Source organism: Neobacillus camarae (genome assembly GCF_054950115.1).
Genome location: NZ_JBUCKX010000003.1, coordinates 1130236 through 1142655 on the forward strand (window position 1 = coordinate 1130236; position 12420 = coordinate 1142655).

Sequence of the window (12420 nt, forward strand, 5' to 3'; positions counted from 1 at the left end):
TTTTCTGTGAATAAATCTGCTTGTTTAGATAAATGCTAGTAATGTTTGTATCCCTACGATAGAAAGCACCACGAAAACGGCCATCGTGAAATATGTAGAAATTTTTTGGGAACGCGGTGATACAGTGATGCCCCAGCTCACTAGGAAAGACCATAATCCATTTGCGAAATGGAAGATTGCTGATAGGATACCCACCAAGTAAAATCCAAACATAAATGGTGAAGACAGGATATCCTCCATCATTTTGAAGTCAATTTCCGAACCCATTGCAGCAGCCACCCGTGTCTGCCATACATGCCAAGTAATAAAGATAAGTGTAATAACGCCGGTTACACGCTGGACCATATACATCCAGTTTCTAAAAAATCCGAATCTACCAATATTGCTTGTTGCTGTAAAGGCAATATACAATCCATAGATTGCATGAAACAGAAGCGGCAAATAGATTACTACTGTCTCTAGGACAATTTTGAATGGAAGATTCCCCATAAAATTGGCAGCTGTATTGAAAGACTCAGCCCCCTTTGTTGCAAAGTGGTTGACTGTAAGGTGCTGCAAAAGAAAAACTCCGATTGGAATCACTCCGAGCAGTGAATGCAATCTTCGATTAAAAAACTCGCGATTCCCCGCCATTGATTTACCCCCCTTTTAGATTTAAAAACCGATTATTCTCCCTATTAAGTGTTTCTGCATCACTGTGACAATTATGTGACATGTCCATTTTACTCCCATCATTATAGAGCGTCAAGGAAACGGATACATAAAAACAGCCGAAAAAATAAAATTTTTAAAATATATTGATATTATACTAGAAAACGCTTACATTTTAGGGATATTAGAGCATGTTGTTCCTATAACTTGGCTGGCCTGGCATAAAATTACCAACATCTTATGGGTAAAGTTTTTCTATTTTAGGTAAAAATAACGTCAGTCCATAAAATAAGGTATTGTAAAATAGCAAAAACTTCCACTAATATCAGCCGGCTTTTTTGAAAAACGCTACTAAAAATCGGCCAAGATTGTATATAATAGAATCGTAGAAAGAGGGGAAACTCGTGAAGGAAAGCACTGCACTGGAACAATCTGTTCATACTTTAGAAGATACAAGGACCATATCCATTTTCGGTTATGAATTAATCCGAGAAACTCTCTTGCCGGAGATTTTTGGTAAAGACACCCCTGAAATCCTGTATTGGGCCGGCAAACGGCTTGCAAGGAAATACCCATTGGCCGACTTTGAAAGCCTGATTGATTTTTTTGCCAAAGCCTCTTGGGGAACTCTTCAAATCATGAAAGAAACGAAAAATCAGCTGGATATTGAGCTTACGACCCCGTTGCTCGCCCCGCGCGTCAAATCGAAGGCGGAGCACTATTTCCAACTGGAAGCGGGATTCTTGGCCCAGCAAATTGAACTGCAAAAACAAGTAGTGGCTGAAACGTTTGAACATCCTGTAAAAAAATCTAACAGGGTTCTATTCACCGTCAAATGGGATCACAATGATTCTGTCTAACCGCTAAGGTAAAGGAGGATGGCTTAGCCATCCTCCCATTTTTTTATTATGAAGCTTTTTTTATTCCTTGCTTCCTAGTTCAAATGCATCGTGAAGCACTTCGACTGCTTTGAGCATGTTTTTCTCTTCCACAACCGCTGACACCTTGATTTCTGACGTGCTGACCATTTTCACTTGGATGTTGTTCTCAGCCAGAATCTCAAACATTTTAGCCGCAACACCAGGATTGGAAATCATGCCTGATCCGACAATGGATACTTTCGCCAGTTTATTTTCCGCATCCAGCTGTTCGTATCCCAGGACCTCCTTGTTATCTTCGAGTACATTCAATGTTTCCAACCAATCATTGGTATGGATGGAGAAGGAAAGGTTAGCCGTTCCTGCCTCGGTTGTGCTTTGAATGATGATATCAACGTTAATATGATTTTTTGCCAAAGTTGTAAAGATGGTTGATAAACTGGTTAACGAATTGGTCAATCCCAACACGGTTACCTTGGTGATTTCGTCCTCAAATGCGACTCCCCGGACAACTAAATTTTGTTCCATTGTAGCTTCCCCCTCAATTACAGTGCCTTCTTCTTTTTCCATACTTGACCGGACTTCTAGACGGACCTGATAGTTTTTCGCAAATTCAACTGCTCTTGGATGCAATACGCCTGCTCCAAGGTTGGCCAGTTCCAGCATCTCATCATAGGAAACCGATAATAGTTTACGGGCATTCTTTATATAGCGCGGATCGGTTGTAAAAACGCCGGTCACATCGGTATATATATCGCAACGGTCCGCCTTTAGGGCAGCTGCCAGAGCAACAGCCGTCGTATCGGACCCGCCACGGCCCAGCGTGGTAATTTCCCCGTCCTCTGTGACTCCTTGAAATCCTGCCACGATGACAACCTTCCCATTGGAAAGCTGCTGTGCAATGGCGTTGGTGTCAATTCTAGCAATTCTAGCATTGCCATGGACCGGCTCGGTGACGATCCCCGCCTGCCATCCGGTATAAGAAATGGCATCTACCCCTTTTTGGTTCAAAGCAATCGATAGTAATGATATTGTGACCTGCTCTCCAGTCGTCAGAAGCATATCCATTTCCCGCTTGTTTGGCTGCGGTGACAGTTCCTTTGCCATGTTCACCAATTGGTCGGTGGTTTTCCCCATTGCGGAAACCACTACGACTACTTGGTTCCCCTTGTCTATTTCCTCTTTAACACGTCCGGCTACATTGAGAATGCGGTCGATGCTGCCTACGGAGGTTCCTCCAAACTTTTGTACAATTAGCCCCATGTCTTCTCCCTCTTTCGCCTTTCAACTATCTTTATTATTTTCTTCCAAATAAAAAAGCAACGGGAGATTATCCCATTGCTTGTTAAACACGAAGAAAAGTTCATGCATACACAATGAAAGATAGCTCTCCAAGACGGTTGATCCTGACAGTCCCGCATCTCTTAAATGCAAAACCAGCAAAGAAAACAATGAGTTTTCCTTTACTTCGGCGAACATCCCCTTTCAAAGCCCTTCCTCGAAGCTCATCCTTCTCCGGACCTCTACTATTGAAGTTCGCACCTCTACCTTCACTTTAACATGTAAAAGTGATAGTTATTAAATTTTCACTTATTATAGCACAATCGTTTTTTTCTGACAATCAGTCTGTCTGAAGTTTTTTCATTAGGTCCTCAGCCACATTAACCGGAATGCCGATTTCAGTGAAATCTTCCAAACGGGCTTCCTTCATTTTTTTCACTGATCCAAAATGTTTCAGCAATAATTTTTTGCGTTTTTCACCCACACCCGGTATGTCATCCAACATGGATTGGAAGGCGGTTTTTCCGCGGAGCTGCCGGTGGAAAGTGATCGCAAAGCGGTGCACCTCGTCTTGGATCCGCTGGAGCAAATAGAACTCTTGGCTGTTCCTGCCAAGCGGAATGATTTCCAACGGGTCGCCGTACAGAAGCTGCGAAGTTCTGTGCTTTTCATCCTTTGCCAGACCAGCAATCGGTATATCCAAGCCTAACTCATTTTCTAGTACATCTTTGACTGCTTCCACATGGGTTTTCCCGCCATCAATGATAATTAAATCAGGAAGCGGCAAGTCTTCCTTTAAGGCTCTAGAGTACCGCCTTCTAGTTACTTCCCTCATGGACTCGTAATCATCAGGACCTTGTACGGTTTTGATTTTATATTTCCGGTATTCCCGCTTGTTCGGTTTACCATCTGTAAATACGATCATGGCCGAAACAGGGTCAGTACCTTGGATATTTGAGTTATCAAATGCCTCAATCCGGTGCGGAGTATAGATTCCCAGATATTCTCCCAGATTTTCAACTGCTTTAATGGTTCTCTCCTCATCTTTTTCGATTAACGAGAATTTTTCATTCAGTGCAATTTTGGCATTTTTAATCGCCATTTTGACGAGATCTTTTTTCTGTCCCCGCTGCGGCTTTATCACTTTTACTTCTAAAAGCTGCTCGGCCATGCTTTGGTCGACTTCATCCTGAATCAGGATTTCTTTTGGTTTTAGGTGATTGGTCTTTTGATAAAATTGGCCAAGGAACGTAAGCATTTCTTCCTCTGGCTCATTGTAGCTTGGGAACATCGAAACGTCCCTCTCAATCAGCTTGCCTTGACGCACAAAGAAAACCTGCACGCACATCCAGCCTTTGTCCACAGAATAGCCGAACACGTCGCGGTCGGTGAAATCGGTCATGGTGATTTTTTGTTTTTCCATGATGGTTTCAATATGAACGATTTTGTCGCGGTATTCTTTTGCCCGTTCAAAATCCAGTTCATCGGCCGCTGCACTCATTTTTTCGGTTAGCTCTTTTTTAATCTCTTTATAGCCGCCATTTAAAAACTTGGTGATTTCATCGGTCATTTCCTTATAAGTCTGTTCTGCGACTTCATTGACGCAGGGCGCCAGACACTGGCCTAGGTGGTAGTAGAGGCAGACGCGGTCAGGAAGTGTGGAACATTTCCTTAATGGATAAATCCGGTCGAGCAGCTTTTTGGTTTCGTTGGCTGCTCCCACATTCGGATACGGACCGAAGTATTTCCCTTTGTCTTTTTTGACTTTTCTCGTGATGATCAGTTTCGGATGACGTTCTGCCGTCAGTTTAATGAACGGATACGTCTTGTCATCCTTTAGCATGATATTGTATTTAGGGTCGTACTTTTTAATCAGGTTTAGTTCGAGCAGTAATGCTTCAATATTGGAGGAAGTGACAATATATTCAAAGTCTTCGATTTCGTTGACGAGACGTAATGTTTTTCCATCATGCGAGCCCGTAAAATAGGAACGGACGCGGTTTTTTAACACTTTGGCTTTCCCAACGTAAATAATCGTACCCTGACGGTCTTTCATCAAGTAGCAGCCAGGCTGATCAGGAAGCAGTGTTAATTTTTGCTTGATTGTTTCATTCATTCCGGCTACTCCCCTTCCGTCTTCTTATCCTTAAAATTGTAAAACAATTTGTTTTTAAATGGAAGTATGAGTTTCTGGAAAAAGAAAAGCGTAAGCGCCCTGGTCAGCGCCGTATGGCTTGGAGGGGCTCTAATTTAGATATAGAAAACACGAAGAACCATAGGCGCATTCGTGCTTGACTAATCGTAGAGCGGAGACTGAAGGAGTGTCGTCTCTAGGGCGCTGGAGCTGGACAATTCTCAAAGTTGAAAATTTTATCTTACGTGATAAAAAACCCCTAACGGGCACTCCCGTCAGGGGTTTTGGTACATATTAAACGTGTTTTTGCAGTACGCCAGCTAAAGCGTCTTTTGGCTGGAAGCCGACCACTTTATCGACGACTTCTCCGTTTTTAAATACCAATAAGGTTGGGATGCTCATAACGCCAAAGTTAGAAGCTGTTTGTGGATTTTCGTCCACGTCTAATTTTTTGATTGCTACTTTCTCGCCCATTTCAGCGTCAAGTTCTTCAAGAACTGGAGCAATCATTTTACAAGGGCCACACCAAGGTGCCCAGAAATCGACAAGAACAAGGCCATCGCTTGTTTCAGTCGCGAAATTTTGATCGGTAACGTGAGAAATTGCCATTATATTGCCCTCCTAATAAATCAACTTAAATTCTAACGAAAGTATACCATCGATTGGTAATTCACGCTAATAATATGTTTCGTCATACATTTTCCCCTATTGTTAAGGGTCCTATTCCGTTGTAAGCGATTAAAACAGTAACAAAAAATTCATCACTTTTACATTTGGATACCGAGAACTTTTTATAGAATGGACTTGTATGTTAATAAATGGAGAAAGGTCGTGGCATATGGGCAAGGTTCTTAAACCGAGGTTGGAATCGGATGAATTAAGGACTCTTCGCTATTTGGACGTACGAATGGTTTTGTCACCGACGGACAAACAGCACTATTTAAACCTGAAAAAAGGGTATGAGGGGGAGGTTATGTTTGATCAACGCACGGAGAAGCTTACTTGTGATTGTCTGATACTGAACGATTTGCTTTTTAAAGTAAACAGCACCACTTTTCAAATTGATTCCTTGATTATTTTTCAAGAGAGTATTCAGTTCTTTGAAATAAAAAATTATGAAGGCAATTTTATTTACGAGGAGGAATGTTTTATAACAGATGTTGATAAAAAAATCGCAAACCCGCAGCATCAATTAATACGAAGTGACCTATTGCTTCATCAGTTATTGCAAATTCATAAGATCAATTTACCTATCAAAGCGCAAGTTGTTTTTGTTAACCCTCATTTTACCCTTTATCAATGCCCACGTAATAAACCATTTATTTTTCCAACACAATTGAATCTCAATTTGGGCAAATTAGACCATACCCCTTCGAAACTGAATGAAAAACATTCGAGGATTGCGGAAAAATTGATCTCGCTGCATATTAAAAAATCTCCTTTTACTCAGCTGCCTTCATATAAGTATGAACATGTGCGAAAGGGTAATACATGTCCTTTGTGCCTATCATTTTCAACAAAGGTTGTTGGCCATTTATGTATATGCGAAAATTGTGGGTTTGAAGAGACAGTTGAGTCGGCAGTGATGCGGAATGTAAAGGAGATCATGTTGTTATTTCCGGAAATGAAGCTAACAACTACCTTGGTCCATGAATGGTGCCAGGTGATTGATTCGAAAAAGAGAATTTTTAGGATACTGGAGAAAAATATGAAAATGGTGGGACGTAATAAATGGGCATATTTTGAAGACAAATAAATTCGACCACTTGAAACTCCCCAATTGAAATCTACCTAAGTTATATTATATGGGACATTTCCATAGCTCCTCGGCCAGGTTTTGTCCAATAGAACACTCATATGAGACATTTCCTGGGCTCTCTAGCTGGGGTTTGTCTCATAGAGCTGTTATATGAGACATTCCCTTAGCCCTCGGGCCGGGTTTTGTCTAATAGAGATTTTATGAAATTCAACATTCATAACTTGTTAATTATAAAAAACGAGCGGACCCTCGTCCGCTCGCTCCCACTATCTAAGTATTATTGATGTACCTTCAATTTCTTAAACTCTTCCGTCAGCATCGGCACCACTTCGAATAGGTCACCGACGATTCCATAGTCCGCCACCTTGAAAATATTAGCCTCTGGATCCTTGTTGATCGCAACGATGACTTTCGAGTTGGACATGCCGGCTAAATGCTGAATGGCGCCGGAAATACCACACGCGATATACAAGTCAGGAGTAACAACCTTTCCGGTTTGGCCAATCTGAAGGGAATAATCGCAATACTCCGCATCACAGGCGCCGCGGGAAGCCCCCACTGCACCGCCAAGCACGGCAGCTAATTCTTTTAAAGGCTGGAATCCATCAGCGCTCTTGACACCACGGCCGCCAGAAATAACCACCTTCGCTTCACTTAAATCAACGCCTTCGGTTGCTTTGCGCACCACTTCTTTGACAATCGCACGAAGATCTTTAATTTCAACAGAAACCGAGCTAACATCGCCGCTTCTGGACTCATCTTTTTCCAGCGGCGCAATGTTGTTTGGACGCACAGTCGCAAAAATTAATCCGTCCGTGACAATTTTCTTTTCAAACGCCTTGCCGGAATAAATTGGTCTAGTGAACACCACATTGCTGCCGGCCACTTCAACGGCTGTCGCATCGGAAATAAGTCCGGATCCCAGTTTTGCAGCAATTCTTGGCGATAAATCCTTACCAAGCGCAGTGTGGCCAAATACAAGCCCTTCCGGCTGCTCGTGATCAATAACAGCTAATAAAGCTTGAGAGAAACCATCCGATGTATATTGCTTTAATTTTGCATCTTCCACCACTACCACACGGTCAGCGCCGGATTGGATTAATTCAGCACCTAAAACGCTTACAGATTCGCCAAGCAATACCCCAACCACTTCGCCGCCTTCAGAAGCGGTTTTAGCAGCTGCCACTGCTTCAAATGATACGTTCCGTAATGATCCGTCCCGGACTTCTCCTAACACCAATACTTTTCTTGACATTCGTATTTACCTCCTGCAAACAATTTTTATGATAACCGATTAAACTACTTTCGCTTCGGAATGGAGCAATTGCACAAGTTCCTTTACTTGGTCGGCCAGATCGCCGGAAAGAACTTTGCCTGCTTCTTTTTTTGGCGGCAGATAAATCTCGATTGTTTTGGTTTTGGCTTCAACATCCTCTTCCTCAAGGTCAAGATCATCCAATTCCAATTCTTCAAGCGGCTTTTTCTTTGCTTTCATGATTCCTGGCAAAGATGGATAGCGCGGCTCGTTCAGGCCTTGCTGGGCTGTTACCAATAATGGCAGGCTGGTTGCGATGACCTCTGAATCGCCTTCCACGTCGCGGGTAACGGTTACAGACGTTCCGTCGATTTCCAATTTAGTGATGGTTGTAACGTAAGGGATGCCAAGCAGTTCAGCCACACGGGGTCCAACCTGTCCCGAGCCGCCATCAATGGCCACGTTCCCTCCGAGGATTAAATCAGCCTCTTTATCCTTTAAATATTCAGCGATAATTTTTGCAGTGGTAAATTGGTCGCCGTTCTCGACATCATCCTCAGTATTAATCAGGACAGCCTTATCTGCGCCCATAGCCAAGGCGGTGCGCAATTGCTTTTCAGCATCTTCGTTGCCGACAGAGATGACGGTTACTTCGCCGCCGTTAGCATCGCGGACTTGAATCGCCTCTTCAATCGCGTATTCATCGTAAGGGTTGATAATGAATTCAGCCCCATCCTCATTGATGTTTCCGCCGGAAATCGTGATTTTTTCTTCCGTATCAAATGTTCTTTTCATTAATACAAAAATGTTCATGGTTTCCCTCCTAAGTATTCAAACATTCCTTATGTTTGAAAGATTTAGAAAATAGTTAGCAAAAAAATATTTAAACCATCATTCCGGGCGATTGTTGCCCGAAACGAAAAGTTTATGCACCTTTAAAGTTTGGCTCCCGCTTTTCAATGAAAGCTGAAATCCCTTCCTTGGCATCTTCGGAAGCAAACACTTCCCCAAACAATTGGGCCTCTCTGGCGGTGCCCTCGTAAAACTCTTTGGTTTTTCCATAGTTTAATAGTTCAATAGCCGCTTTAATGGAAACAGGGCTCTTCTTGGCAATTTTCTTGGCGAGATTAAATGCCTGATCTAATATTTCGGCTTCCGGGTAAGCGGTATTGGCCAAACCGTATTGAACGGCCTGCAGCCCCGTGATGGGCTCAGAGGTAAACATCATTTCAGCCGCCCGTGAGGTCCCTATGTATTTCGGCAGACGCTGGGTGCCGGCAAATCCAGGGATTAAGCCCAATTGCAGTTCAGGAAGGCCCAATTTTGCATTATCCGTTACATAACGGATATGGCAGGCCATCGCGAGTTCTAAACCACCGCCGAGGGCAGCACCATGGATGGCAGCAATGATCGGCTTCGGATACTTTTCCATGCGGTCAAACAAGTCCTGTCCAAACTTGCCAAGACTCGCAAAATCGCCTGAAGACTGAACGGTAGTAAATTCTTTAATATCGGCCCCCGCCGAGAAAAAGCGGCCATGGCCATGAATCACAATGACCCGGACCTCATTGTTCGTCTCGATTTCATCCAAGACGATGGAAAGCTCACGCAATAACCCCGATGACAGAGCATTGGCAGGCGGCCTGTCTAACGTAATCGTGGCAACCCTATCCTCGCTGGACCATTTCAAAAATTCCAACCTAATCCCTCCCTTGTTCCCATTGTAAAACTTTAATGCGACCCGCAACCGTTGATCAATAGGCGATGAACCTGCGGTGCCAGTGCATTCAAATCATATTTCCCCTCATTCATCACCCAGGTTGTGACGGTTTCGTCAATCGTGCCAAAGATCATTTGCCGGGCAAGCCGGATGTCGAGATTGCTTGAAAACTCTCCGGATTCCTTGCCATCAATGAGGATTTTATCAATTACCTGCAAATATCCCTTTAGCACATCATTAATCCTAAGCCGCAACTCCTTGTTGGATTGACGCAATTCAAGCTGAGTAACCACTGCCATATGGTGATCATCTGAAAGAAGCTGGAAATGAGTCTCCACCATCATTAATAACTTCTCTGCCGCTGTTTCTTTTCCTGCAATCTCTTCATCTATTTTTTCAATGAAAGCTCCCATTTTTTCTTCAAAGAGAGAAATCAGGATGTCTTCTTTGTTTTTAAAGTAAAGGTAGATGGTGCCGTCGGCAACGCCGGCCTGTTTGGCAATTTTGGAAACTTGGGCTTGGTGATAACCATTTTCCGCAATGACAATTACGGCAGCATCAATAATTTGCATAAATTTTGGTTTTGATCGCTTCATGATAACCTTCCTTTGAGAAAAATAGAAAAGCACAGGGCATTAGAGGTCGCGGACTTCGTTCCGGACACTCTTAAGATAAGCCACGCTTTTCCTTCCTTAGCTTACCTTAAAGAGTGGTAAATGTAAAAAAACTAAAATATGAATGAATGGTCATTCATATTTTTATCATAGTTTTTGTAGCTCGTTCTGTCAATAAGGATTGTCCATATATTTACGATCCTGCGACGAAAGCTTAAGCCTGTTTTTTTTCCTCATCCGCAAGCTTTTTTTTATCTTCCTCCACCAAGATCCGTCTCAAAATTTTACCGACAGCAGTTTTTGGAAGTTCTTTTCGGAATTCATAGATTCTCGGAACCTTATACGCTGCTAAATATTTTCGGGCGAATTGGTTAAGCTCATCCTCTGTGACGGTGGCGCCTTCTTTTAACACCACATAAGCCTTCACGGTCTCACCGCGGTATGGATGCGGCACACCTGCTGCAACCACTTCAACGACATCCGGATGTTCGTACAATACTTCTTCAATTTCTCGAGGGTAAATATTGTAGCCTCCTGCAATGATCATATCCTTTTTGCGGTCCACTACATAGAAGAAGCCTTTATCATCCATATAACCAACGTCCCCGGTATGAAGCCAGCCATCCTTTAAAATTTCTTCCGTCTCATGCGGACGATTCCAGTAGCCTTTCATCACTTGCGGGCCTTTGACGACGATTTCGCCAATTTCGCCTGCTGGCAATGATTCACTTGTTTCCAAAGAAATAATTTTTGCCTCCGTGTCAGGATACGGGACCCCGATGCTGCCCTTAATACGCTGATCCCATAGGAAGTTGCAATGGGTCACAGGAGATGCTTCAGATAAACCGTAACCTTCTACCAACTTCCCGCCGGTGACCTCCTCAAATTTTTGCTGAACCTCCACTGGCAGGGCAGCAGAACCGCTGATGCAGGCCTCAATGGAAGATAGATCATATTTCGATAGCTCCGGATGGTTTAACAAGCCGATGTAAATGGTGGGCGCCCCTGGAAATAGCGTCGGCCGCTGTTTATCAATTGTTTTTAGGGTCTCCAGCGCATCAAATTTCGGCATCAGGATCATTTTGGCCCCCATCTTCATGGATAACAGCATGCACACCGTCATCCCATAGACATGGAAAAATGGCACAATCCCCAATACCACTTCTTGCCCCGGCTTTGCTTTGTAAACCCAAGCTTCGCTCATAGACGTATTCGTAATCAAATTCTTGTGCGTCAGCATAACCCCTTTCGGAAACCCGGTGGTGCCCCCGGTATATTGGAGCAGGGCCAGGTCTTCTTCAAAATCAAAATCATGCTGCTCGATATAATTGGCTGGCGTTTTTACGATTTCGGTTAAAAGGTGCGTATTTCCCCCATGCTTTACTTTTACGACAAGACCATACTGTTTTTTCTGGATGTAAGGGTATACAAAATTCTTCGGAAACGGCAAGTAGTCTTTGATAGCGGTTACGATAATATGCTGCAGATCGGTTTGGGCCAAGATTTTGGTGACCCGAGGGTAGAGAATGTCCATTGCCACAATAGCTTTAGCTCCGGAATCCTTCATCTGGTACTCCAGCTCGCGCTCCGTGTACAATGGGTTGGTTTGAACAACCACGCCCCCAGCCATTAATACTCCGAAGTAGGTAATGACGGCCTGTGGTGAGTTTGGCAACATTATAGCAACACGATCGCCTTTTTGAATGCCGATTTGCTGCAAGTATCCGGCCACGCTGGCAGCCTCTTGGTATACCTGCTTAAAGGAAAGCTCTTTACCCATAAAGTGAAGGGCTCGCTTATCCGGATATTTTTGGGCCGAACGCTCCAAAAATTTATACACAGGTTCCCTCAAATAAGTTATTGTGGCTGGAATTTCTTTTGGATATTGATTCAACCACGGTCTCGATTCCATCTTATTCCCCCTTGTTAGATAGATAATTTTAAAAATTCAAACTACTAAAACTATTATAGTACAGTATTTACCAATTAACAATTAGTCTTCCTATATTTTGTATAATTCGTGTTTCCCAACCGGTGGCTATTATAATGGTATAGCTTTCCTATGAAAAAATCACCGCTGGATTCGCTCCAGCGGTGATTTTTTCAGGTCCATGCAACCATGTATATG

11 protein-coding genes and 1 riboswitch are annotated in these 12420 nt (G+C 43.2%); of the genes, 2 read left to right on the top strand and 9 right to left on the bottom strand.

Features of this window, described 5'->3' with window-relative positions:
- Positions 1–24: 24 nt before the first annotated feature.
- Positions 25–633 (bottom strand): succinate dehydrogenase cytochrome b558 subunit, encoded by a 609-nt coding sequence (locus ACY8D0_RS20990; protein WP_462412427.1) that lies wholly within the window; start codon positions 631–633, stop codon positions 25–27.
- Positions 634–1055: 422 nt separating this feature from the next.
- On the opposite strand from ACY8D0_RS20990, the gene ACY8D0_RS20995 reads away from it, so the two are divergent.
- Positions 1056–1511 (top strand): YslB family protein, encoded by a 456-nt coding sequence (locus ACY8D0_RS20995; RefSeq protein WP_462412428.1) that lies wholly within the window; start codon positions 1056–1058, stop codon positions 1509–1511.
- Between the two features lie 60 nt (positions 1512–1571).
- Here ACY8D0_RS20995 and ACY8D0_RS21000 read toward each other — a convergent pair whose 3' ends face one another.
- The 3 genes from ACY8D0_RS21000 to trxA form a co-directional block, all read right to left on the bottom strand.
- Positions 1572–2792: an aspartate kinase gene (locus ACY8D0_RS21000; protein ID WP_462412429.1), complete on the bottom strand. Its 1221-nt coding sequence runs from the start codon at positions 2790–2792 to the stop codon at positions 1572–1574.
- 113 nt (positions 2793–2905) lie between these two features.
- A riboswitch (Lysine riboswitch) is annotated at positions 2906–3084 on the bottom strand.
- A 66-nt stretch (positions 3085–3150) separates the two neighbouring features.
- A complete protein-coding gene (gene uvrC / locus ACY8D0_RS21005; protein ID WP_462412430.1) occupies positions 3151–4926 on the bottom strand; it encodes an excinuclease ABC subunit UvrC in 1776 nt (591 codons plus the stop codon).
- Between the two features lie 312 nt (positions 4927–5238).
- Entirely contained in the window at positions 5239–5553 is a 315-nt protein-coding gene (gene trxA / locus ACY8D0_RS21010; protein ID WP_462412431.1) for a thioredoxin, read from the bottom strand.
- A gap of 229 nt (positions 5554–5782) precedes the next feature.
- Here trxA and ACY8D0_RS21015 point away from each other — a divergent pair, with 229 nt between their 5' ends.
- Positions 5783–6700: a nuclease-related domain-containing protein gene (locus ACY8D0_RS21015; RefSeq protein ID WP_462412432.1), complete on the top strand. Its 918-nt coding sequence runs from the start codon at positions 5783–5785 to the stop codon at positions 6698–6700.
- A gap of 280 nt (positions 6701–6980) precedes the next feature.
- Here the strand turns inward: ACY8D0_RS21015 and ACY8D0_RS21020 are convergent, their stop codons facing one another.
- The 5 genes from ACY8D0_RS21020 to ACY8D0_RS21040 form a co-directional block, all read right to left on the bottom strand.
- The gene (locus ACY8D0_RS21020; protein ID WP_462412433.1) at positions 6981–7958 is read right to left on the bottom strand and encodes an electron transfer flavoprotein subunit alpha/FixB family protein; all 978 of its coding nucleotides are present in this window, start codon (positions 7956–7958) and stop codon (positions 6981–6983) included.
- Between the two features lie 39 nt (positions 7959–7997).
- Positions 7998–8771, bottom strand: a complete 774-nt coding sequence (locus ACY8D0_RS21025) for an electron transfer flavoprotein subunit beta/FixA family protein (protein ID WP_462412434.1) — start codon at positions 8769–8771, stop codon at positions 7998–8000.
- A 112-nt stretch (positions 8772–8883) separates the two neighbouring features.
- On the bottom strand, positions 8884–9657 hold the full coding sequence (locus ACY8D0_RS21030; protein ID WP_462412435.1) for an enoyl-CoA hydratase: 774 nt from the start codon (positions 9655–9657) through the stop codon (positions 8884–8886).
- A 32-nt stretch (positions 9658–9689) separates the two neighbouring features.
- A complete protein-coding gene (locus ACY8D0_RS21035; RefSeq protein WP_462412436.1) occupies positions 9690–10274 on the bottom strand; it encodes a fatty acid metabolism transcriptional regulator FadR in 585 nt (194 codons plus the stop codon).
- A 232-nt stretch (positions 10275–10506) separates the two neighbouring features.
- On the bottom strand, positions 10507–12204 hold the full coding sequence (locus ACY8D0_RS21040; protein ID WP_462412437.1) for a long-chain-fatty-acid--CoA ligase: 1698 nt from the start codon (positions 12202–12204) through the stop codon (positions 10507–10509).
- Between the last annotated feature and the right edge of the window lie 216 nt (positions 12205–12420).